The 23,883-nt window shown below is 64.1% G+C and carries 18 protein-coding genes and 1 pseudogene; 12 read left to right on the top strand and 7 right to left on the bottom strand.

Annotation, left to right across the window (positions count from 1 at the left end; translation table 11 throughout):
• Positions 1–72 precede the first annotated feature (72 nt).
• Positions 73–2,202, bottom strand: a complete 2,130-nt coding sequence (locus R9B84_RS32185) for a TonB-dependent receptor (protein ID WP_423761472.1) — start codon at positions 2,200–2,202, stop codon at positions 73–75.
• A gap of 934 nt (positions 2,203–3,136) precedes the next feature.
• On the opposite strand from R9B84_RS32185, the gene R9B84_RS32190 reads away from it, so the two are divergent.
• A complete protein-coding gene (locus R9B84_RS32190) occupies positions 3,137–4,765 on the top strand; it encodes an NADP-dependent glyceraldehyde-3-phosphate dehydrogenase (RefSeq protein WP_423761473.1) in 1,629 nt (542 codons plus the stop codon).
• 69 nt (positions 4,766–4,834) lie between these two features.
• Here the strand turns inward: R9B84_RS32190 and R9B84_RS32195 are convergent, their stop codons facing one another.
• Positions 4,835–5,467, bottom strand: coding sequence for a LysE family translocator (locus R9B84_RS32195; RefSeq protein WP_096475168.1), 633 nt, complete (start codon positions 5,465–5,467; stop codon positions 4,835–4,837).
• A 593-nt stretch (positions 5,468–6,060) separates the two neighbouring features.
• On the opposite strand from R9B84_RS32195, the gene R9B84_RS32200 reads away from it, so the two are divergent.
• From R9B84_RS32200 to R9B84_RS32215, 4 genes are all read left to right on the top strand, one after another.
• Positions 6,061–6,384 carry a DNA-binding protein gene (locus tag R9B84_RS32200; protein WP_423761474.1) on the top strand — a complete coding sequence of 108 codons (324 nt, stop codon included), beginning with the start codon at positions 6,061–6,063 and terminating at the stop codon, positions 6,382–6,384.
• Positions 6,385–6,596: 212 nt separating this feature from the next.
• Complete coding sequence (locus R9B84_RS32205; protein ID WP_423761475.1) at positions 6,597–7,082, top strand: hypothetical protein; 486 nt, start codon at positions 6,597–6,599, stop codon at positions 7,080–7,082.
• Between the two features lie 251 nt (positions 7,083–7,333).
• Positions 7,334–8,797 carry a PepSY-associated TM helix domain-containing protein gene (locus tag R9B84_RS32210; protein ID WP_423761476.1) on the top strand — a complete coding sequence of 488 codons (1,464 nt, stop codon included), beginning with the start codon at positions 7,334–7,336 and terminating at the stop codon, positions 8,795–8,797.
• 38 nt (positions 8,798–8,835) lie between these two features.
• On the top strand, positions 8,836–10,953 hold the full coding sequence (locus tag R9B84_RS32215; protein WP_423761477.1) for a TonB-dependent receptor: 2,118 nt from the start codon (positions 8,836–8,838) through the stop codon (positions 10,951–10,953).
• Positions 10,954–11,168: 215 nt separating this feature from the next.
• Here the strand turns inward: R9B84_RS32215 and R9B84_RS32220 are convergent, their stop codons facing one another.
• On the bottom strand, positions 11,169–12,413 hold the full coding sequence (locus tag R9B84_RS32220) for an NADH:flavin oxidoreductase/NADH oxidase family protein (protein ID WP_423761478.1): 1,245 nt from the start codon (positions 12,411–12,413) through the stop codon (positions 11,169–11,171).
• A gap of 77 nt (positions 12,414–12,490) precedes the next feature.
• Here R9B84_RS32220 and R9B84_RS32225 point away from each other — a divergent pair, with 77 nt between their 5' ends.
• From R9B84_RS32225 to R9B84_RS32235, 3 genes are all read left to right on the top strand, one after another.
• Positions 12,491–12,949 carry a MerR family transcriptional regulator gene (locus tag R9B84_RS32225; protein ID WP_423761479.1) on the top strand — a complete coding sequence of 153 codons (459 nt, stop codon included), beginning with the start codon at positions 12,491–12,493 and terminating at the stop codon, positions 12,947–12,949.
• Positions 12,950–13,055: 106 nt separating this feature from the next.
• A complete protein-coding gene (locus tag R9B84_RS32230) occupies positions 13,056–13,754 on the top strand; it encodes a hypothetical protein (RefSeq protein WP_423761480.1) in 699 nt (232 codons plus the stop codon).
• Positions 13,755–14,038: 284 nt separating this feature from the next.
• On the top strand, positions 14,039–14,554 hold the full coding sequence (locus R9B84_RS32235) for an SRPBCC family protein (RefSeq protein ID WP_423761481.1): 516 nt from the start codon (positions 14,039–14,041) through the stop codon (positions 14,552–14,554).
• A 146-nt stretch (positions 14,555–14,700) separates the two neighbouring features.
• Here R9B84_RS32235 and R9B84_RS32240 read toward each other — a convergent pair.
• Both R9B84_RS32240 and R9B84_RS32245 read right to left on the bottom strand, forming a co-directional pair.
• Positions 14,701–14,865, bottom strand: a pseudogene (locus R9B84_RS32240) (phosphate ABC transporter substrate-binding protein PstS); the annotation flags it as partial.
• 231 nt (positions 14,866–15,096) lie between these two features.
• On the bottom strand, positions 15,097–16,413 hold the full coding sequence (locus R9B84_RS32245) for a diguanylate cyclase domain-containing protein (protein WP_423761482.1): 1,317 nt from the start codon (positions 16,411–16,413) through the stop codon (positions 15,097–15,099).
• Positions 16,414–17,968: 1,555 nt separating this feature from the next.
• Here R9B84_RS32245 and R9B84_RS32250 point away from each other — a divergent pair.
• From R9B84_RS32250 to R9B84_RS32260, 3 genes are all read left to right on the top strand, one after another.
• Entirely contained in the window at positions 17,969–18,709 is a 741-nt protein-coding gene (locus R9B84_RS32250; RefSeq protein ID WP_423761483.1) for a hypothetical protein, read from the top strand.
• 258 nt (positions 18,710–18,967) lie between these two features.
• Positions 18,968–19,900, top strand: a complete 933-nt coding sequence (locus R9B84_RS32255) for an alpha/beta fold hydrolase (protein WP_423761484.1) — start codon at positions 18,968–18,970, stop codon at positions 19,898–19,900.
• A 548-nt stretch (positions 19,901–20,448) separates the two neighbouring features.
• On the top strand, positions 20,449–20,769 hold the full coding sequence (locus R9B84_RS32260) for a DUF1330 domain-containing protein (protein ID WP_423761485.1): 321 nt from the start codon (positions 20,449–20,451) through the stop codon (positions 20,767–20,769).
• A gap of 90 nt (positions 20,770–20,859) precedes the next feature.
• Here R9B84_RS32260 and R9B84_RS32265 read toward each other — a convergent pair whose 3' ends face one another.
• Both R9B84_RS32265 and R9B84_RS32270 read right to left on the bottom strand, forming a co-directional pair.
• A complete protein-coding gene (locus R9B84_RS32265; protein ID WP_423761486.1) occupies positions 20,860–21,582 on the bottom strand; it encodes a tetratricopeptide repeat protein in 723 nt (240 codons plus the stop codon).
• A gap of 203 nt (positions 21,583–21,785) precedes the next feature.
• Positions 21,786–22,619, bottom strand: a complete 834-nt coding sequence (locus tag R9B84_RS32270) for an NAD-dependent epimerase/dehydratase family protein (RefSeq protein ID WP_423761487.1) — start codon at positions 22,617–22,619, stop codon at positions 21,786–21,788.
• 101 nt (positions 22,620–22,720) lie between these two features.
• On the opposite strand from R9B84_RS32270, the gene R9B84_RS32275 reads away from it, so the two are divergent.
• Positions 22,721–23,827, top strand: coding sequence for a LacI family DNA-binding transcriptional regulator (locus R9B84_RS32275; protein ID WP_423761488.1), 1,107 nt, complete (start codon positions 22,721–22,723; stop codon positions 23,825–23,827).
• Positions 23,828–23,883 lie beyond the last annotated feature (56 nt).

Genomic DNA, 23,883 nt, shown 5'->3' on the forward strand with positions numbered 1-23,883 from the left:
TCGTGAAAGGCGGGCCATCGTGACGATGACCCGCATTGTCGCGCAACGCACGCGTGATGCGCGTGACGAGCGTTACATGTGCCACTTCACCGTCGCGGTCAGCGTACGCGGATCGCCGGGCATGTTGTACAGGTCCGCGTTACCGTGCGCGGCAATGAAGTAACGGCGATTGAACAGGTTGTCGAGCGTGAGCGTCACGTCGACCTTCTTGCTGCGATAGCCGGCACCCAGGTTGAACACGGTGAACGATGGCAGCGTGACGAGATCGCTGGCCGACGTGTAACGCGCCGACTGGAACTGCATGCCGGCCGCCGCATAGAAGCCGTACGGCAGCTCGCGCTTCAGCCACAGGTTCGCGCTGTGACGCGGCATCAGCCCCGGCGTGTTGCTCGACAGCGCGAGGCCGGCCGCCGTCGATTGCGGCGAACCGTCGACCGTGCCGTTCAGGTACGCGTAGCCCGCATACACCGACCACTTCGGCGCGATCTCGCCGGTGAAGCCCAGCTCCATCCCGCGCACGTGCTGCGTGCCGATCGGCAGCGCATAACCGGGATTCGCGGGGTCGCCGATCTGCTGGTTCGTCTGGCGCATGTCGAACAGCGCAACGCTGGCCGTCGCCTTGCCGCCGAGGTCGAAACGCGAGCCGACTTCGTACGCGGTGGTCTTCTGCGGCGCGAGCGCGGCACCGTTCGCGAACGCGCCGGAGCTGATCAGCGTATCGGCGAGCGGCGAGAACGACTGGCTGAACGAGCCGTACAGCGTCAGCCAGTCGAGCGGTTCGTAGATCAGGCCGACGCGCGGGCTCCACGCGTGATCGGTGCGGTCGAGGTTGACGTTCGACGACGTGTAGTCGTGGCGGATCTGGTTCAGGTAGTCGAAGCGCAGGCCGGCGAGCACCTTCCAGTGTTCGGTCAGCGAGATCAGGTCCTGCGCGTAGACGCCCGCGAGCCCGACGACGGTCGACGCGTTCGTCTTCGGACGCGCGCCGGTCGGCACGCCGGGCAGGATCACCTGCTGCGGATTGAAGAGATCGTAGGTGGCGACCTTCGATACGCTGTAGATCGTGTCGAACTTCTGCTGCTGCGACAGTTCCAGCCCGTACAGCACCTCGTGGCGCATGCCGAACAGCGACGTCTTCTGCGTGAGCTCGAACAGGCCGTCGATGCCGTGGTCGGTGCGCTGGCGCGTCGACTGGTCGAGCGTCACGACCGGATGCGTGGCGGTCTTGATCGGCTCGTACGTCACGTAGTTCTTGCGTTCGAGCGAGAAGTCGTACGCGCGGATCGCACCGTGGAACGACAGCGAATCGCTGAAGCGGTGATCGAGCGACACCGTCGCGCTCTTCGCGGAGACGTCGTTGTACGAGCTGCTCGCCGCGTCGGCCGAGCCGTAATACGTGTTGATCGGCACGTCGACCGGCCGGCCGCGATAGGCGGGCAGGCCCTGGTCGGACGTGCGGCGGTCATGCAGGTAGTCGAATTCGACGTTTAGCACCGTGTCGCTGTCGAGCTTGAACTGCGCGGACGGCGCGATCGCCTGGCGGTTGAGCTGGAACTGGTCGCGAAAGCTGTTCGAGTTCTCGGCCGCGCCGGTGATGCGGAAGCGCGCCGCGTCGTTCGCGTTCCAGCCGAGGTCGAATTCGCCACGCCGCTCGCCGCGCGTGCCGAGCGTCACGCCCACGTCGCGCACCGGGTTCGCCTCCGGCCGCTTCAGCACGCGATTCACGATGCCTCCCGCCGAGCCGCGCCCGTACAGCACGGCCGCCGGCCCCTTCAGCACCTCGATACGCTCGACGTTCGACAGGTCGCGATAGTAAAGCGCGTCGTCGCGAATGCCGTCGACGTACTGATCCGTGATGCTGTTGAAACCGCGGATCGTGATCTGGTCGCGCTGGCCGTCGCCGACCGAGAAACCGACGCCCGGCACGTTGCGCAATGCGTCCTGCATCGACGACGCGTTCTGGTCCTCGATCACCGCGTGCGGGACGACGTTCACCGTCTGCGGCACGTCCATCAGCGACATGTCGGTCTTGGTCGCCGCGCGCGACCGGCCCGCGTCGTACGACGCATGCTCGGCGGCCGCTTTGACGGAAATCGCGGGCAAGGTCGCTGCGGCGTCGCTCGCCTGCGCGAACGAAGTGCGGGCGCCGGCCAGCGACGTGACGATCAGAAGCGCATGGCACGCGCTCGTGTTGAGTTTCATCGTGAACGTAGAGGGTGAAGAAAAAACGGCGAACGGAAACGCATCCGGCCGACGCGCGAATCGCGCGGCGAATCGACCGACGAAGCCCTTTCCGTAAGGAAGATGGCGCGCGCGGGGGATCGCCCCGTCACGCATGCCGGCGGGCGAACGGCCGGCGCGGGTGGATGCCGGCCGGCACGACCGGCACGAAAAAAGCCGTGACTTCCCGTCACGGCTCGTAATGGTGCGAAATAATAAACGAGAATGATTCGTGTTTTCGATTAATTTTTAACGTGTCGCCTGCCCGCAACGTGCGGACGCGTTGCGTTCTGCATTCCTGACGAATGCCTTTCATTTTCGCGTAACTGGATCGTGCACGCGTAAGCTAGACGAAAGAATTCGACCGGCCGTATCGTGCGGAAACGCTCAGGCAGAAGACGGGATTCGGAAAACGACTACGGAGGGATTGGAGAGGATCACGAAGGATCCAGTAAAGCAGGCGGGACGCATTCAACGGTCCGGTGCGCGCCGAGCCGGGCAACCCCGACCCGGCGCTCCGGGCAGCCGACCTCGCATCGGCAGCGCGGCGGACCTTCTTCTTTTGTTCACTACGTCTGCTCTCTCAGGCTCGCTTCATTTTTTTCTTCGTCGCGCCGCGCCATTATCCGCCCAATCCAGCCGGAGTGAAACGTTTGCGGTTGCACCGGACGCGTTATACCGGCCATTCGGAAACAGTCTTTCCAAATGCTTACGATACGCATGAGCCGATTCGGCAATTCTTGCATTCGCGTCGGCGTTCCTTTTTAATGGAACTGGTTCCAATCGCTGATTCGGCCATGTTCCCGCGTGACGCGTCGTCGTGTGCGCGTCATCATGCCGATTCAGGATCGAGGATCGCTCAGCTCAGGATTCGCATCGCCCGTCCTTCCCGGACACCCCGTCAAACGAGACCGTCATGCCCGATTCCGCCTCCCTGCAGCAACTGTTTCCCGCCTATCAGGACATCCCCGCCGAGTTCCGGCTCGCTTCGCCGATTCACCAGCGCGTGTCGCTCGTCGACGGCGAGTTGCGACCGTGGGACGGTGCAACCAAAACCGTGCTGTCGCCCGTTTGCGTGCGGCAGGCGGACGGCAGCGTCGAGCAGGTCGAGATCGGCAGCTACCCGGTGATGGGCGAAACGGAGAGCGACGCGGCGCTCGACGCCGCGGTGCGCGCGTACGACTCGGGCCGCGGCGAGTGGCCGACGATGAAGGTCGAGCAGCGCATCGCGTGCATGCAGGACTTCATCAAGCGGATGGTCGCGCAGCGCGAGCTGGTCGTGAACCTGATCATGTGGGAGATCGGCAAGAGCCTCGCCGATTCGCAGAAGGAGTTCGACCGCACCGTCACGTACATGACGCAGACGATCGATGCGCTGAAGGAGCTCGACAACGCGAACTCGCGCTTCGTGATCGCGGAAGGCACGATCGGCCAGATCCGCCGCACGCCGCTCGGCGTCGTGCTGTGCATGGGCCCGTACAACTATCCGCTGAACGAAACCTTCGCGACGCTGATCCCCGCGCTGCTGATGGGCAACACCGTGGTGTTCAAGCCGCCGCAGTACGGCACGCTGCTGTTCGAGCCGCTGCTCGAAGCATTCCGCGACGCGTTCCCGAAGGGCGTGATCAACACGATCTACGCGCCGGGCGCGGTGGTCGTGCCGCACATGCTCGCGTCGGGCAAGATCAACGTGCTCGCGCTGATCGGGTCGAGCAAGGTGGCCGATCACCTGAAGAAACAGCACCCGAAGTCGCACCGGCTGCGCGCGATCCTCGGTCTCGACGCGAAGAACGCGGCGATCGTGCTGCCCGACGCCGATCTCGACCTCACCGTGAAGGAATGCCTGCTCGGCGCGCTGTCGTTCAACGGCCAGCGCTGCACCGCGCTGAAGATGCTGCTCGTGCACCGCTCGATCGTCGACGAATTCCTGAAGCGCTTCACCGCCGCGCTCGAACAGCTGAAGATCGGCATGCCGTGGGAGAAAAGCGTCAGCATCACGCCGCTGCCCGGCATGCATCGCACGGCCTACATGACGGACGCGATCGACGATGCGAAGGAGAAGGGCGCGCAGGTCGTCAACCACTCGGGCGGCGAGTTCAGCAAGACGCTGTTCAATCCGGCCGTCGTGTATCCGGTGTCCGAAGGGATGAAGCTGTACCGCGAGGAACAGTTCGGGCCGATCATTCCGGTCGCGCCGTTCGACGACGTCGACACCGCGCTCGACTACGTGACGACGTCGGATCACGGCCAGCAGGTCAGCATCTTCGGTTCCGATCCGGTGCAGATCGGCGCGCTCGTCGATCCGCTCGTGAACCAGGTTTGCCGCGTGAACCTCAACTGCCAGTGCCAGCGCGGGCCCGACGTGTTCCCGTTCGCGGGCCGCAAGGATTCGGCCGAAGGCACGCTGTCGGTGAGCGACGCGCTGCGCGCGTTCTCGATCCGCTCGATGGTCGCGGCGAAGCAGACCGACAGCAGCAAGCAGTTGCTCGACTCGATCGTGTCGGATCACACGTCGAAGTTCATCAATACGGGCTTCATTTTCTGAAGCCATCGTGAAGCGGGAGCCTTCCGCCGCACGTCGATGCGGCGGAGGGTTTCAGCGAGCAGCACACTGCTATACGTTGGACGCCAGCAACCTGATCCCCGCCACGCCGAACACGACCGCAAGACACGCTTCCATCGCGCGCCGGCCGCGCACGTACAGCCGGCGCGCGCCGTCCATCGAGAACACGAGCGCATAACCGCCGAACACCAGGCACCCGATCACGACACAACCCGGCACGACGGCGCCGTGCGACGCGCCCGCGCCGTTCGACGACAGCGCGACGATCGACACCCACACGAGGATGGCTTTCGGATTGGTCAGGTGCAGCATCGCGCCGCGCGCGTAGAAGCGCGACAGCCGCTGCTCGCCGGCCGCGTTCGGCGATGCCGCCGCCGTGCCCGACAGCGCCGTGCGCCCCGACTTGAACGCGAGCCACAGCAGGTACAGCCCGCCGAAGATCTTGATCGCGACCAGCAGCTTCGACCACGCGAGCAACGCGGCCGACACGCCGAGCGCCGCCACCGTCGCCCAGAACATCGACCCCGAAATGACGCCGAGCGCAAACGCCAGCGCCGCCTTGCGGCCGTGGTTCGCGGCGACCGACATGATCGCCAGATTGCTCGGCCCCGGGCTGGCCGTACCGATGAAATAGGCCGTGTAGGCCAGCAGCAGGTTGGCCGAGAAGAAGGCGTGGACGCTCATGTCGAATCTCGCAGGGTGGGTTCGGAGATTGTTGGCAAACGCGCGCCGTCTGCCCATGGACAATTGCGCGGCCAATCGCTGGGCCAGTTCGATGACCACGCCAGTCGAATCGCCGTTCGTAAAACCGTCTCGTTTATGAAACAACTGGCGCATTCGCCGCCGGTTTCCGCTGTACAACAGAGGTCGTCCCGTACCGGCGTTTCCCGTCGGCGAACGCACGACAGACGCGGGCGGAACGCGCAGGCGGGCACCTTTCAGCCGTTCGCCGGCAAAAACGTGCCGCGCGTTTTGTCGCGGCGTTACGTTACATCCGTGAAGCATTTCGCGTCGCCGAGCCGCTCCGTGCGACCGACGTCCATCGCGCCCTGCCTGTCGACATCCTCCTCGACCGTCTGCGCAACCCAGTACCGACGGGACTCGCCGACCGCCGCGGGAGCGCCGCTCAACATTGCTCAACAATCGGATCGCGGCGCTGGTACGGAACCTGCATTCCGTTCGGGTAAAGCCGCGCCGACGACCCGCGCGGACACACATCAACCTCGGGCGCATCCACGAATACGCCCGAACGATCCGCACAAGCGACGAGGCCCCTCATGGATGCGCTGCCCAATTCGTCCGACACGGCGTTCCAGCTCTTTCTCGCAAAGGTGCTCGAACAGCCGCTGCCCGACTGGACCGAAAAACAGCAGATGGAACTCGAGATGGCACGCACGCTGTCGACCGAAATGGTCCACCTCGCCGAAGAGATGCGCGGCCGCACGCCCGATCTTCCGCGCTGCCTCGTGCTGCTCCGCTACGCGAAGGTGCTCGACTTCATGCTGACGTCGCTCGCCGCGCGCCGCGACATTCATCCGCAGACGCTGCGCACGCTGTTCCGGCTCGCGAACCTGAAGGTCGACGACGCGTATCCGGCATGACGCATGCTTGACGAGGCGGCTTGACGACCCGCCTGCCATAGAACGCGCTCCCGAAACGGGCGCATGCGCGCAGCGATCGTCGCTGCGATCGCGAAGCCGGGCGACGCACGACGCGGCAACCCCGCGCACACGTCCGCTCGCTGGCCGGCTTATCCCGCTCATCAGCGCTGCGCGCCGGTCCCTCCCCGTTAACCGATGTACAATCGCGCGCCATGAACGCACTTCGCCGCTTCCTGCTCCGGCCAGGCGTCGCGCGACAGCTACTGTGGGGTTTCCTCCTCGTGACGCTGCTGTCCCGCGCGCTGATGTCGGGCGCCGTGATGCTCGATCCGGACGGTCCGGATGCGGGCTCGGTGGTGCTGTGTTCGGGCCGTGGCCCGCTGATCGTCAGCGTAGCCGCGCTCGCCGCCCGCTTCGATGCCGGCGCGCCGATCACGCCGGCCAACGACGCGCTGGCGCTCGTCGATGCGCTCAAACATGACGCGCACGCCGACAAGACGGCGTCCTCCGGAAACGGCGACAGCCTCTGCGCATTCGGTGCCGCGCTGTTCACGGCGCTGGCGTCGTTCGTGCTGCTGGTGCTGTTGTTTCCCGCCGCGGTGCCGCGGCGTTTCCGGATTCACCTCGACTGTCCTCCTTTCGTGCGATCGATATTCGACGATCGCCCGCCCTCCCGCGCCCCTCCGCTGTTCTGCTGAACGTTCCGCCAAGCGGCTCGTGCACGTCGATGTGCATGGGCCTTCATGCCGTTCGTTTCACCACACCTGATTCAAGCGTTCACCCGACTGCCCGCGTCGCGCGGGCAACGCCGCCTTGCGCATGGCCTGCGCATCAGGCCGCGTTGCCCGTTACGTCGACGCTCGCATGCCGGTGTGTGGCGCGTTGACGGCGGCCGGCCCGCGCCGGCCTCGCCGATCGACGATCACGACGATCACGAGGAGCTGACACCATGTCGACCACCATCGAGCGGACGATCTCGCCCGCCCATTCCGCAAGCACCGGTTACCGGACACTCTGGCGCTGGCATTTCTATGCCGGCCTGTTCGTCATGCCGTTTCTCGTGATCCTCGCGATCACGGGAACCCTTTATTGCTTCCAGCCGCAGATCGAGCCGCTTCTGTATCCGCATCGGCTGGTCGTCGAGCCGCGTGCCACGCCGAAGCTCGACCCGGACACGCTGCTCGCCCGCGCACGTACCGCGATGCCGGCCGGAGCAACGCTGGCTTCCGTCCAGGTCTCCACAGCGCCGGACCGCAGCGCCGAATATGTATTCCGGCTTCGCGACGGCAGCCGCGAGAGCGTGTACGTGAACCCGTACGACGGCAGCGTGCTCGGCACGCTGAGCGTCGAGCGCCGCTTCATGCAGGTCGACCGGATGCTGCATCGCAAGCTGCTGCTCGGCAAGACGGGCGAGTTGCTGATGGAACTCGCCGCATGCTGGACGTTCGTGATGATCGGCACCGGCATCGCGCTGTGGTGGCCGCGTGGCACGGCGCGCATCGGGCGTGCGCTGCAGCCCGACCTGTCGCTGCGCGGCCGGCCGCTGTGGAAGAGCATCCATGCGACGGCGGGCATCTGGCTCGCGGCCGGCACCGTCGCATTCATCCTGTCGGGACTGCCGTGGTCGGGCTCGTGGGGCAAGAACTTCAAGGCGCTCGCCGCGACCGTGAACCTCGGCGCACCGGAGGGCGCATGGGGCGGCGCGTCGGTGCGTTCGACGCGCCCGGGCGCCGCCGCGGCGCCTGCGCACGCGCAGGCCGCTGCGCCGTCCGGCCATCATCACGAATCGGACGAGTCGATGCCGGGGATGGTGATGGACGACCTGCCGTTGCCGCAAACGCCGTGGGCGGTCGGCAATGTGCCCGTTCCGCATTCGCCGTCGGCGCCGACGCCGGCACCGCTGCCGCTGGCACGCGCGATCGGGATCGTTGCGGGGCTCGGCGTGACGAGCGGCTACACGCTCGCGTTGCCGTCGGGCGCGGACGGCGTGTTCACCGCGTCGTACTTCCCGGCCGACCCTAAGGCGGAACGGACGATCTACATCGACCAGTACAGCGGTGCAGTGCTGAAGGACATCCGCTATGACGACTACGGCGCGGTGTCGAAAGCCGTGTCGTACGGCACGTCGCTGCACATGGGTCGCTACTTCGGGCTCGCGAACCAGATCGTCTGCGCGGTGCTGTCGCTCGGGCTCGCCGCGATGGCCGTCACGGGCACGGTGATGTGGTGGAAGCGCCGCCCTGCGGCCAAGCTGGGCGCGCCGTCGCGCGAACGCGGCACGCCGCCGATGCGCGGCTGGATCGCGGGGCTCGTGCTGCTCGGCATCGTATTCCCGCTGATGGGGATGACGATCGTCGCGGTCTGGTTGATCGACCGCCTGCTGTTCGGCCGTGCGGCGCGCGCGGCAGCGTGATCGCAAAGCGATTCCGCCAAATCAAAGGATTCCGAAGCATGAAGTTCAGATTGATGCTGCCCGCTGCCGTTCTCGCGGCTTTCGCGCCGGCCGGGCAGGCCCAGGAAAACGACATCAAGGGCACCGGTACCACGCTCGCGCCGATTCGCATCAACGCACCGAAGGCGGCCGCGCTGACGCAGCCGCTCGACACGGGCAGCCGTCTCGGGCTGTCGTCGCTCGAAACGCCCGCGAGCGTCGAGCAGATCGACCGCGCGACGCTCGACACGCGCGGCGACAGTTCGATCGTCGACGCGGTGAGCCGCGCAGCCGGTATCAGCGAATCGCCGCATCCCGGCAACGGCGGCTCGGAGCTCGGCGCGCGCGGCTTCGTCGGCGCGTCGTCGGTCACGCAGCTCTACGACGGCGTGCGCCCGTACGGCGCGATCGGCGTCACGTTTCCGTTCGACACGTGGTCGGTCGACCATATCGACGTGCTGCGCGGCCCGGCGTCGGTGATCTATGGCGAAGGCGCGATCGGCGGCGTCGTCAACGTCGTGCCGAAGAAGCCGGCCCGCACGCCGATCCGCAACGAACTGCAGGTCGGCGGCGGCTCCGAGGGCACGGCGCGGGCCGCGTTCGGCAGCGGCGGCGCAATCAACGACAAGCTGTCGTATCGCTTCGACATCAGCGGCAACCGCTCGTCGAACTGGGTCGACCGCGGCGATTCGCGCAACCTGTCGATCTCGGGCGCGCTGCGCTACGACGTGACGCCCGACCTGTACGTAACGGCATCGTATGCGCAGGGCTTCCAGCATCCGATGCAGTATTTCGGCGTACCGCTCGTGAACGGCGCGCGCGATCGCGCGCTCGACAAGAAGAACTACAACGTCGGCGACAGCGACATCGCGTTCCGCGACAGTTGGGCAACCGTATCGGCGAACTGGCAGCCGAGCGACAGCCTGAACGTGACGACCACGCTCTACCGAATGAAAAGCAACCGTCACTGGAAGGACGCCGAGTACTACACGTACCTGCCGTCGACCGCGCAGGTCCGGCGCAGCAGCTACACGGAGATCTTCCACGACCAGGAACAGTACGGCAACGTGACGACAGCCACCGTAAGCAGCACGCTGCTCGGGATGCGCAACACGTTCTCGGCAGGTTTCGAGTTCAACCACACGACGTTCCAGCACGACAACAACTCGCCGTATTCCGGCACGTCGACGGTCGATCCGTTCAGCTTCGACCCGGGCAGCTTCATCAACACGGCCGGCACGTATCCGAAGTACCGCAGCCAGTCGAACCAGTACGCGCTGTTCGCCGAGAACCGCCTCGCGCTCACGCCGCGCTGGTCGGTGATCGGCGGGCTGCGCTACGACCATGCGAGCGTGAACCGCGACGATCTCGTGAACGGCGGCGCGTTCACGAAAGTGTTCGCGAACACGGGCTGGCGCATCGGCACCGTGTACGACGTGAAGCCCGGTCTCGCCGTGTACGGCCAGTACTCGGTCGCGGCCGATCCGGTCAGCTCGCTGCTGTCGCTGAATGCGTCGAAGGCGAACTTCACGCTCGCGACCGGCCGGCAGATCGAGATCGGCGTGAAGCAGTCGTTCCTCGGCGGCAACGCGGAATGGACGCTCGCCGCGTACCGGATCGTGAAGAGCAACCTGTTGACGGCCGATCCGGTGAACCCGAACCAGTCGATCCAGGTCGGCCAGCAGTCGTCGCGCGGGCTGGAGGCGACGGTCGGCGCGGAGATCGCGAAGGACTGGCGCGTCGACGCGAACGTGTCGATCCTGCGCGCGAAATACGACGACTTCCAGCAGACGTCCGGCGGCGCGACGGTCTCGCGCGCGGGTAACGTACCGGTATCGGTGCCGCAGCGGCTCGCGAACCTGTGGGTAAGCTGGCGCTTCGCGCCGGACTGGACGGGCATTGCCGGCGTCAAGTACGTCGGCAAGCGGTTTGCCGACACGGCGAACCAGCTCGTGATGCCGTCGTACACCACGGTCGACCTTGGCCTCGCATGGAAGCCGCGCAAGGACACGACGATCACGGCGCGTGCGTACAACGTGTTCAACCGCCGCTACGTGCAGTCCGCGTACTACAACCAGACGCAGTATCTGCTCGGCAACGACCGGCGGTTCGAGGTGCTCGCGAACTACCGGTTCTGATGCCGCGCGGTGCGATGCGAGCGCTCGCCGGCGCGTGTGCGTCGGCGAGCGCGGTTATCGTTGCTGCATCGTGAATGCATGGCAACTCTGCGTGCAATGGCTGTCGACCGCGACTGCCATTGAACGCAACCGCATGGATACCCGGCATCAGCGGGTTCAGCAGCCCGGCACACACCCCGCCGGGCAACCAACCACCCGGCCACGAACAACCACCGTCACGCTCGCGTGCCCGCCGCGCGCCCCGCCATCCACTTCCGATAGCGCCGCGTCTGGCACTGCGAGGCCAGTTGCTGCCCGACCAGTGCGCGCAGCGGCGACACCAGCGGATTCGTGCGGCGCCCTTCGCTGAGCCGCGCGAGCTGGAACTTGACGACGGCCATGTTGGCCAGCGCGCCCAGCGCCTTGTTCTTCCACCGGATCGGCTGCAGCACCGGCGCGCTGTCCTTGCCGGCCCGCCAGTCGCGCGGCAGATTCGGATCGATCGACAGCGCGGTCGCGATGCCGACCATCGCCACGCCGCTTTCGACCACCTGTTCGGCGACCGCGCGGCGCCGGATGCCGCCGGTGACCATCAGCGGCATCCGCGCGACGGCCGCGATGTCGCGCGCGAATTCGAGGAAATACGCTTCGCGTGCAAGCGTGCGCCCGTCGCGCGCCTCGCCCTGCATCGCCGGCACTTCATAGCTGCCGCCCGACAGTTCGACGAGATCGACGTCGAGCGGATTCAGCAGTTCGACCACGCGCCTCGCATCGTCCGCGCTGAAGCCGCCGCGCTGGAAATCGGCCGAGTTCAGCTTCACCGCGACGACGAACGCGGGCGACACCGTTGCGCGCACGGCCCGCACGATGTCGAGCAGCAGGCGCGCGCGATTTTCGATGCTGCCGCCCCACTGGTCCTGCCGGCGGTTCGTCAGCGGCGACAGGAACTGGCTCAGCAGGTAGCCATGCGCCGCGTGAATCTGCACGCCGGTGAAACCGCTTTGCTCCGCGAGCTGCGCGGCGCGCACGAAGCGCTGCTGCACATCGGCGATATCGGCTTGCGTCATTTCCTTCGGCACCGGGAACTGCTTCGACAGCGCACCGAGCTCGAGCGGCACGGCCGACGGCGCGAGCGTCGTCTGGCCGAGCGCCGCCTGCATCTGGCGCCCCGGATGGTTGATCTGCATCCACACCTGCGCGCCACCCGAGCGCGCGATCTGCGCCCAGCGGCGAAAGCGTTCGAGCGGCGCGTCGCTGTCGAGCACGACGCCGTTCGGCCCCGTCATCGCTCGGCCGTCCACCATCACGTTGCCGGTCAGCATCAGCCCGACCTGGCCGTCGGCCCAGGCCTGGTACAGGCGCAGCAACGGGTCGGACGGCGCGTGGTCCGCATCGGCCATGTTCTCTTCCATCGCGGCCTTGGCCAGCCGGTTCGGGATCACCGCCCCGTTGGGCAGTGTCAGGGGCGTAAACAGGTTCATGGAGAGCATCCTCGATTGACGATGCCCAACGATAACTTTAAAGTCAACTTTAAGGTCAAGCCCCTTAGGAGCCCCCCATGAAAATCGGCGAACTGGCGCGGGCCAGCGGCCTCGCGGCGTCGCGCATCCGCTTCTACGAAGCGAGCGGCCTGCTCGAACCGGCCCGCCGGCAGGCGAACGGCTATCGGGAATACGGGCCGGAAGCGCTGACGCGGCTCGCGATCATCGACCGCGCGCAGCGCGCGGGTTTCGCGCTCGACGAAATCCGCGCGGTGCTGCCGCCCGATCTCGGCACGTGGCCGCGCGACGAACTGCTGGTCGCGCTGCGGCACAAGGTCGACGAAATCGCGCTGCTCGAACAGCGTCTCGCGCAGAACCGGCGTCATCTCGAGACGCTGATCGACGAGATCGAGAACAAGCCGGCGGGCGAGGATTGCGCGGGCGCCGCGCAACGCATGCTCGACCGTCTGTGCGAGCAGGCCAGCGAACCGCTGGCGCCGGCCCCCGTCGCACGGCCGACGCGCAAGCGCGCGTGAGACTGATTACACTGCGTCACCCACCGATCCATCAACCCGCGCTGCGACGAGACGAGTCGACGCGTATGCGTCGGCTTCCGCACCGAGATCTCCTGACCTTATCCGCATGACGATCCTCCGCTTCAAAGGATTCCTCGTCGCCGCGCTGCTGACATTCGGCATCGGCAATGCATACGCCACGCAGTGCGGCGACACGCCGCCGTCGCTCACTTGCCCGGACACGTCCGATCTCCCCGACGACATCGTCGCGCAGCTTCCCGCCGGTTACGAAGCACTGGACGCCGCGTCCGGACGCCTGACCGACAGCGCCCGCACCGGCTACGTCGTCGTCGCGCACGTGCCCGGCGATTCGATGCGCAAGCCTGGGCCGCGTCCGCTGCTGATCTTCCTGCAGGGCAAGGACGGGCGCTACCGGCTGGCCGCGCGCAACGACACCGTCATCATGAAAGCCGACGAAGGCGGCATGGGCGACCCGTATCTCGATGGCGTCGCCGAGAACGCACTCACGGTCGAGCCTCGTACGTTCACGATCGAACAGGGTGTATTCGCGGGCCATAACCACTGGCGCGACCGCGTGACGTTTCGCTATGACGTCGCGCGCCACACGTGGGTGTTCCATCGCGAAGTGTTCCGGAACTGGCGCTTCAACTATGAGCAAGACGGCGACGCGCTGAAGGCCGATCCGGTCCGCGTCACGCGCGCCAACGCGACCAAGGCCGTCGCGTTCGAAGCGTGGCGGCCGAGTTACTGGTGCGAATCGAGCGAGCGGCGCAAGACCGATCCGGCTTGCCGCAAGCAGCATTGACGGCGGCGCGGCTGATGACGATGGAGGCTGGTACTGTCGAGATTCACGTAACGCTGAACTCGGCGCAGCGCACACTGGCGGCCGAAAGTGATTGGGCGCAGGCGTAGCAACCGAAGCCATCGAGCACGCGGCTGGGTCGGGCCTGCAATAGGAAGCGACGCGGACGTCGGGTCATCCGACTCGGGTTCGGCCAGCTTCAGACACTCGACGTCGCTGGCTAGATCGTCAACAATCTGTGCGTTCAAAACTGCAGCGGTGTAATTTCGACCGATTACGAGGCAAATATGGGCTTGTGGGGATTGCTACTGAAAGGCATCGCTGTCATTGTCGTCGGGATTATTGGAACCCTGTTTTTTCTGCACGAAGATATTAGCGCGCATGCTGAAACATTCATTGATCGGACGCCTGCCGATGTCTGGAAGGTCGTATCGAACAGCACCGCGTATCCCGATTGGAATCCCTTCATTACTCGTGTTGACGGCGAGTTCAGGGAGGGAGAGACAATCCGTATCGTGCTAGGCACTGGACCGGATGCGATGATATTTAATCCGACTGTTCTGATCGTTCATCCGGAGCAAGACCTGTGCTGGCGTGGCAGTGTATGGATTCGCGGCGTCTTCGACGGTACACATTGCATCCACCTCACGGCCGTAACTGGCGGTACCCGTCTGGAGCAAACGGAGTCCTTTTCGGGACTGCTCGTTGGGCGGTTGACGAAAGACGTAATCGAGGAAACTCAACGGAACTTTGAGGCGATGAATGCCGCGGTTCAGCAGCGCGTAGACATGAAAATCCCCTGAGTGCCGCCTTGTCGCGCGACGCCCCACGGTGTCAACGGCCACAGTCGCTGGTCGGCCACAAACGGCAATTTGGGAAGAATTCCTGAAGGGCCGTTTCCGGTTCGCCAAGGGACGCATGCGGTGATATCGCATCCCGCTCGGCGCTCTCATTCCACAAGCGCTTTACCGGAGGCGTCTTTGATTTTCGCCCTCCATTGCTTGCGGATTTCGGACACCACAGTATCGGGAAGCAAGATGTAGTCGAGGTCCGTGGCGGCCTGAGTGCCGTTGCCGAACGCTCAGTTGAAGAACTTCAGCGTTTCCGCGCCTCGCTGACGCATGGAAGCGGTCGTTACGGTTGAGATCACGGACAGCGGTTGAGGTCGACACCGGCCGTCCCTGAAAAAGAAGCAAGCGTAGGTCTTCGCGTGGCTTTCCAATCGACGCCTGATCAAACAAGGCGCAGGTACCGCTGCTTGCAGGTGGATCGATGGGTTGAGTGCTCATGTGACCGGGAAACGTTGCCTTGACTGCCTGCAAAGGTCCGACACAACAGGCGTTCTTCAGCGATTCTCATGAGCATCGCCGGATGAGGAAACGTAATTCCCCGCCGCTGAGGTGTCAGTGCTCCGTGCTCGGGACTCTCCCTGTATATGGCGGTCGGCTACGACCCGATCCAGACACACAACATTAGCAGCACGCTGGCCCTCATAAAAGTGGTAGCGGCAACGTCCGGCTTGCTTCGCGACATACATGGCGCTGTCGGCACCTGCCAGCAGATCGTGCGGATCTGCGATCCGATCGGGATACGTCGCAATTCCAATGCTGACACTGATAGGAAAACGCCCGCTGTGCATGTCTCGACCGAGAGCCTGTGCCTCTGTAACGAGTCGCTTCGCAATCTTGTGAAGCTCCTCGTCTGAGTCGATGCAGGGAAGGACAACGACAAATTCATCCCCGCCGATCCTGGCCAAGCAGTCGTTTTGCCGAAGGCACCTAGCGAAAGTGGTCCCCGCTGCACGGAGGACATCGTCACCGGCGGCATGTCCGAGTGCATCGTTGACCGATTTGAATCCATCAAGGTCCATGTACATCAGTCCGACCCGTCGCGCGTCAATCGTCGCTGACTCGCACTTCGTTTGAAGGTAGGCGAGCAAGCCGCGGCGATTGGCAAATCCGGTCAGTGCGTCCTTGGTCGACGCGGAATCGAGTGCGGCCACGTGAGAGGAGATCGCAGACATCGACCGGCGCTGCAGGTGAGCTGTCACCAACAGCAGAGCGAGGACAAGCAATCCGAAAGCAGAAAACGCCGCCCCCATCTTCGTCAGGCGCCGATTGAGATCGACGAACGCCTCCTCTCGCAGGTTGAACCATTGGCCGAGCAGGTCGGCCATGCCTGCGCGGAAACGGTCCATCACGCGTTGGCCCACGTCGGTACGTATGACGGCAAGCGCGGCAGCGTGGCCTACATCATCACGCAGTGCGATCGTCTGTGCCATCTCAGCCAGCTTCGCGTCCCGGTCATGCATCAATTGTTCAAGCAAAGGCAGATCCGCAGGTTCGTTAGCCAGTGCACCCCGAAGCGCTTCGGATGCGGTCACTGCGTTTCTTGTACCTTGGCGATACGGTTCCAGGTACTTTGGATCGTCAGTGAGCAGATAACCACGTTGACCCGTTTCGGCGTCTTTTAACGCATCCAGAAGGTTGCGCGCTGCGGGCAGCACAGTCGTCGACCGACGCACGGTCGCAACGTCTTGCAATACGCCGTACATTTCCAAGCCCACGATGCTTCCCATGACCGACAAGCCGATCACGACGAATAGCAACAGGTTGCGAAACCGCCTGCGTTCGGCAAGCGCTGCCTTTGCAATTGTCTTCATTGGTTACACCGGCCTCCCAATCGTCGACGCAAATTCACGGGAGTGCGACCGAGGCGACTCGTTCGCAAATGTTCGTTCGTACGACGGGTGACCCTGCTTCTCGCGCATCCTGTTGTCGGCACTCAGTCGCGCTGCTGCATGCACCTTCAACCAATCCTAAGACGAGTTTGCTCACCGTACAACTCGTTAATAGTCAGCGCCTGCTGAAGACTGTGTAGCCGCTTTCGCTTTCATGTGTAGGTGATTTCCGACAAGCGAATGACGCCGTCATCGCCTACGGTTGCTGTTGCTGGCCAGCCCTGCAAATTGGCGCTACCTTTTCAACCGCGCCAATGTCCTCGCGCTTGCGTTGCAACGGTGCTGGAACATCGATATCTCTGTAGACGATCTCAGCCCTTCCTGCGAATGGTCGATTAACGGTACGACTGCAGAAACGGGCAGACGCTTCCGGTTTAAGCAGGGGCGTTGTTGCGACTACGAAGTAGGGTATGCCTCGTCCACGAAGTTCGCGCTTGCCGAGGCGATGGCAGCATCAGCAGCCTAACGAGTGGCATCGCCACTCGCAACCTCGTACTTCGTAAGCGACCGCTTTCAAGCCGGTCGAGCGGCTCTTGTGGGTCGATCTGCGCCGGCCGCGTTCGGCCAGGAGCGGCCGTTCGGAAGCATCCACACTGGGACGCTCGAACGTCGGATCACTCCTTGAAACTGCCGTTCGGTAGTGGATTGTGCTTGCGTGCGGGAGCTGGCGGCGGAGCTTGTTTGCCGCTAAAGTCGATGCCGCCCTATTCGAAAAGTATCGGTTGACGTACAAATCCCAATACCGTCCATACGCGAAGCAGAAATGGCTGACCCTAATTCAAAGAATACGATCGAAACGAACCGGCTCGGAGACGGAACCGCCGAAAACGACCGGCGGATGCTCACGTCAGCATTTGTTCCCACCGCCGATTTTCGGTCATTGATTGAGTCTGACGAGCGCACGGTGGTCGTCGGGCGACGAGGTACAGGGAAGAGCGCCCTGTTTTTAGAACTTCAGCGTCACTGGAAGGCGGACAAACGCGTTCATGTCCTCGGATTCGCACCTGAGGATGACGAGGTAATCAGGTTCAGGTCGATGTTAAAGCCATTCTCGACATCGTTCAATTTAGCGCGCGCGTCAACCCGACTGCTATGGCGATATGCGATCTTGATTGGATTAAGGAGCTAAATAAATCGCACAATGTCGTTATTATGAAATTCCCGGCAAAATATATTTGCAAGCTACTTTTAAAGCTGAGAAGTCTAGAAAAGCACGATGCCGTTGATAAGCAAGTTGGGGCGCTTTTAGACGCATACGAGCGGAATTATCTGGAGATAAAAAGCACAAGGCCGCGCAAGTAGACGCTCGTGACATTCCCTAGATTTCGCTGATCGGCCGCACGGGTGAATGGCCGTTGTTGCGTGCGGAAACGGCCGCTGGCTGGAAGCTAGTCAACCGGCAGGTATGGGTCGGGAAGCGCCATTCGCTGGCGCGAGATGGCACGGCGACCAAGGTAGCTGCTTTACACTGCGACAAATGAGCTACCCTTCCCTGCAACCCCAGCCCCAAAACGTCCTCACCTCCTATTTCTGGAGCGGCGACGCCATCCGCAGTCGGCGCGTAAGTGACATCGTGCTGTCCGGCACGGTCGACGTGCCAGAGCCGCCGGCGCGTCTGCTCGCGGATTGGGCCAGGGAGATTTCGTCCCGCATGACCCTGGAACCTGGGGATGTTGAGGCGTTACCTCTGGCACGAGCACGAGCGCGCTGGCCGGACTACTCGCACTGCGTGCAGGCAGTGGCTGATTGGGCGAGCAAGCTTGGACTGCCCGGTGTACTTGCCTCCAGTGACGTCGCTCTCATGGCTTGCCGCGGCGCGAGGTATCACCACGACGGAGAGCAGTATGGCGGCGCGGCCTTCTGCAATCTCTTCCTGAGCGAGGATAAGGGTCAGGACGTACACTTTCCGTCGTTGGGTCTTCGAATCCCCCTGATCCGGGGTTCGGTTCTGATATTCGATACCTGCCAGCCTCATGGCGTCATTCGGCGCGGCAGCAGCGGTTTTGATGTGGACGACTTCCCGCCCGACCAGGATTGCACTCAGCTATTCCTGACCTGGGAGCTTCCCGTTGAGGCTATCCATGTCAGGCAGGCGCTCAATGTCGCCTTCGACATTGATCTTTCGACCTCGCTGAAGGTAAATGAGGAGCAAGTCCGGCTGAATGATGAACGAGTCAGCGTGTGTGACAAGTCAGGTCGGTGGCACCGAGCTGACTAATCGCCAGGACTAGTCACGATCCCACCTGGTCGGCTGCATCGATCTCGCCGTCGCCTGCCGGCCATGAAGAGACGTTCGCCGACACCTTCATCCCGACATTCAGGCGTCCCCGTCGCCCAGACCGCGGCCCCCCATTAGCCTGCCGATCGCTCACAGGTCATTCTTCGTGCTTTCAGGTCGCTGGCCGTCGCCTATGCTTGGCTAGGGTTGCCGTCACACAGACGGGGCCTCCACGTCATCGCAAAACGGAGGAGTCTCATGAGAACAACGCTCCTGGCCTTGATGTTTCTATGCCTGGCCGCTTGCCGGCCTCCACTGCCAACCGCCTCGGCTACGGCGCCCACCGCACGTACCTGGACCCTCCCACCCGGCGTGAAATCGATGCCTGTGAATGGCTACGACATGGCCTACATAGAGCAGGGCTCCGGCGTCCCGGTGGTGCTGATCCCGGGAGCAGGATCCGACTACCGCTTCTTTGGCGCCCAGATGGGCCCGTTTGCCCAGAAGTACCGGGTTATCTCCGTCAGCCTACGGCATTTCTATCCGGAGCCTTGGAACGGTGAAGGTGAGTTCAGCCTGGAGCAGCACGCCGATGACCTGGTCACGTTCATCCGTCAACTCAAGGCCGGACCGGTGCATTTGGTCGGCCATTCGCGCGGTGGCACCCTGGCACTGTATGTCGCCAAGGCCGCGCCTGAGCTGGTCCGTAGTCTCTCGCTGAGCGAGCCCGCGTCGGGCATGCGCGCCTTTATGCCTGCGAGTTCGACTTCTTCTGCCGGCGAAGAGCGGCGGGCGCTGTACCGCGAGATGGCCGAGAAATTCAAGCAGGGCGACAAGGATGCCGGCCTGATCGCCTTTGCGACATTCGTCAACGGCCCAGGCGCCTGGGATGCCATGCCGGAGAGCGCCAGGCAGTGGTACCGGGACAATGCGTGGACTTTCATTGCCCCCGACAACGAAGGCAACCACTGGGCGCCGTACACCTGTGAGGACGCCCAGCACATCGAAGCACCGGTTCTGCTGCTGCGTTCCGAGAAGATCACACCCTCGATGAGTCAGGTCCAGGCCAACCTCCTGCCCTGCCTGAAGCATGCAGAGCAGATGCGCATCATGAACTCCAGTCACTCCATGCCGCGGATCAATCCAACCGCGTTTAACGCTGCGGTGTTGGCGTTCATCGATGCGCATTGAGTTGTCGTTCGCGTAGGAGCGCGCAACGGCCGGATTCCGCGAGGGCGCCGATGGGTGTTCAAATGACATCTGCTCACCGATCGGCGCGACCCGGCCCGTCTCGGACGTCGACGCAAGCCTGTGCAAACGGCCGGTTGAATCCACCGGCCGAACCTGCCGCTCGCCTCGAAGCAGCCGAACGTCTCAGAAGGGTCGACAGCGACCTGCTGTGCTATTTCTGACGTTGGCAGCGCGTGGTTCTCGCCACGGAAAGTTCAGAATAAAGTGAACCGCACCATTGATCGTTCAAAGCTGAATGAACTACGCGTTCAGCGCTCAGTGAACAAGCTTCCGGAAACTCGTTGCTCGACAGCCTTCACCGGTTCAGAGTGGGCCGGACATCGACAGATACGCGTGAATGCCGTCGCACCATGCGAGCGGTGTACAGGTCGGCACGCTTGCGCGCGGCTGTGCGGATTCGCTTACGTCGCAGGTAATCGACGCGCGACACCCGCGCCGCGATCATGGCTCCATCGACCGCCGCACCGCGTCACGCCAAGGAGCCCGCCATGCCCGCCTACGCCATCGCCCACCTGCACGACGTCGACATGTGCGACGACATCGTCGAATACCTCGAACGCATCGACGGCACGCTCGCGCCGTTCGACGGCCATTTCGTGATTCACGGTGCGCGGCCGGAGGTACGCGAAGGCGTGTGGCGCGGCGACCTGATCTCGATCGCGTTTCCCGATCTCGACACGGCGCGCGCGTGGTACGAGTCGGACGCGTACCGGCAGATCCAGCCGCTGCGCGCACGGCACGCGAGCGGCCCGTTGATCCTGATCGACGGCGTCGACGAACGGCACAAGGCGACCGACATCCTGCGGTGATCTGCGACACCGGCGGCACCGGCAGCGCTTGCGACGCGTTGCACTCCATCGGCCCGCAAAGCGGGCCGGTGCGCACACCCGGCTACCGCGTTACATCCCGTTGAGCGGCTGCCCCGGCTCCCACGCGTCGACGGTCGCCTTCGCCCGCGCGCGATCGCGTGCCGACAATACGGCTTCGAGCTCGCGAGCCGTCACCTCCGAGAATTCGACGTCGCGACTGCCGTTCCCGGCCTTCACCGCGGCAAGATAGAACGTGTAGGCGGTCAGCAGGTTCTTCTGCACGCCGCCTCGCCCCCGCTCGTACAGCGTCCCCATGCTTTCGAGACCCTGCGGATAGCCCTGGCGTGCAGCCGCGCGATACAGCACGACGCTTTTGTCGACGTCGAGGGGCAGCTTCATCCCCTGGTCGTACAACATGCCGAGCGTGCTCTGCGCGGGCGCGTAACCACGGTCGGCCGCCAGCTGGAAACAATCCGCGGCCACGCGGAAATAGCGCTTGGCCGGATCGTCGCCGTGCCGGAACAGTTTCCACGCGATATCGTCGATCCGCACGCCCATGTCGTACTGCATCTTCACGTCGCCATGCTGCGCGGCGACGAAACTCCACTTCACCGCCTGCTCGGCGTCTTTGTAACGGTAGTACTCGCCGAGCAGCGCAGCCGCTTCGGCGTTACCCGCGTTCGCCGCGGTCGTCAGTTCGGGAATGGCGGTCTGGTAGTCCTTCTTCTTATAGGCGGCCAGGCCGCCCTGCAGGTCGGCAAACGCCGGCGCCATGGCCAGCACAAGGCTCAGCGCCACTAGGGTTTTCTTCATTGCTCTCGATATTGTGATTGTTCGATCGGATCGCGGCGAAGCGCGACGTCGTACCCTCGAGCGTCGCGCACCGCATGCTGCCGTCCGGCGTGTGTCGTCATTCTGCGGCTCCGCATGGCGGAACCTGTCGCACCGGATGGCTTTCCTTTTACCGCAACCGCAAATCCGTCGTCAATGAAGCGCCCCTCGGAACGCGCTGCCGCCTACGCCTTCCGCTCCATCGGCTCCCCGACGACAAAACCACCGCCCTGGAACCGCTGCGCGGGATCGTCGTAGTCGGCGGTCGGCGCCGCGACCGGGAACAGCTCCGCGAACTGCTCGGAGCTGTCGCGCGGACGGAAGCCGAGGAAACCGGCCTTCGTGTTGTCCCACCACTTCACCGGGTTGTCCGACGCGCCGTAGACGATCGCATGGCCGACGCGGTTCGTCAGCAGCGAGCAGCGCACGAGCTCGATGAAGTCGCGATAGCTGAGGAACGTCACGAGCATGCGCGGGTTCTTCGGCACTTCGAACGACGAGCCGATCCGCAGGCACACGGTTTCGATCCCGAAGCGGTCGAAGTAGTAGCGCGACAGCGATTCGCCGAAGCATTTCGTCACGCCGTACAGGCTGTCGGGGCGCAGCGGCGAATCGGCGTCGAGCACTTCGGTAACCGGATGGAAACCGATCGCATGGTTCGAGCTCGCGAACACGACGCGCTTCACGCCGTGCTTGCGCGCGGCTTCATACAGGTTGTACGTGCCGGTGATGTTCGCGCCGACGAGATCGTCGAACGGCGCATCGACCGAAATGCCGCCGAGATGGACGATCGCGTCCACGCCGTCGACGAGCTGCATCACGGCCGGCCGGTCGGCCAGATCGACGACACGGGTTTCTTCATGCGCGGCCGCGTCGCCGAGCGCCGCGATGTCGCTGACGCGCACGACGTCGGCCCATTCCGCGAGTGCGCCGCGCAACTGGCGGCCGAGGTTGCCGGCCGCGCCCGTCAGCAGCAGGCGCCCGAACGGTTTGCGCGCGCCGGTGGATGAGGCGTTCATCGAATCTCCTTCTCCTTGAATCTGACCTGGACTCCGATCCGGTATTCGACCCAAATCGGAAAACGTTTTCCAACTATACGCGGGACCGCAACCGAACGTCAATGGTCGAACCTGTTCGCAGCCATCCGCACTTTCCCGATATCGACGCATGGCCGTGTGCCGGCTTTTTCTGCCACAATCCGGCGTTATCGAACGAAAACGTTACCCTTCCGATGAAAAAAGTTTCCCCGACGATCCGCGACGTGGCAGCGGAAGCCGGCGTGTCGGTCGCGACGGTATCGAAGTACGTGAACGGCACGCAGCGCTTCTCGCCGACCGTCGAGGCACGGCTCAAGGAAGCGATCGAGCGGCTCGGCTACCGTTCGAACCCGCTCGCGCGTTCGATGATCACCGGGCGCACGCGCACGATCGGCCTCGTGATCCTCGATATCAGCAACCCGCACTTCACGAACGTGGTCAAGGGCGCGAACCGCATCGCGCTGCAGCACGACTACACGCTGCTGCTCGTCGATACCGAAGAGAACCAGGCGCGCGAACGCTCGCTGATCGAGGCGCTCGCGCAGCGCGTCGACGGGCTGATCGTCAGCACGCGGATGCCCGACGACGAAGCCGGCTGGATGATGGATCTCAACAAGCCGCTCGTGCTGCTGCGTCGCAGCCCCGGCCTGCCGATTCCGAGCGTCGGCATCGACAACCGGTTGTCGACCTACATGCTCGCGCGCCACCTGCTCAATCTCGGGCATACGCGCATCGCGTATCTCGGCTTCGGCACGGCACGCGTGAACGACGAACGGATCCAGGGCGCGCGCGACTGCCTCGCCGAAGCCGGGCTCACGCTCGACGTGCACGACGCGCACGCGCCGACCGCCGAAGCCGGCGAACGCGCGTGCTCGCGCGTGATGCTCGGGCCGCAGCGCCCGCAGGCCGTGATCTGCTACAACGACCTGATCGCGCTCGGCTTCATGAAGGAAGCCGCGTCGCTCGGCTTCAGGCTGCCGCAGGACGTATCGGTCGCGGGCATCGACAACGTGCCGTACGGCGAATACGCGGCGCCCGCGCTGACCACCGTCGACATCCAGAGCGAGAACATGGGCGAGCTCGCGATGCAGAAGCTGATCGACGCGCTCGCGGGGCGCACCGATGCGAGCTATTCGACGTTCGAGCCGCGGTTGATCATGCGTGCGTCGACGGCTGCGGCGGCCGGTTGATATACCTGCTCCGCACCACTCCTCCGTTCCACAAAAGCAAACGCGCCGCACTAAGC

The organism is Burkholderia sp. NLJ2 (assembly GCF_049487195.1).
GTDB classification, from domain to species: domain Bacteria; phylum Pseudomonadota; class Gammaproteobacteria; order Burkholderiales; family Burkholderiaceae; genus Burkholderia; species Burkholderia pyrrocinia.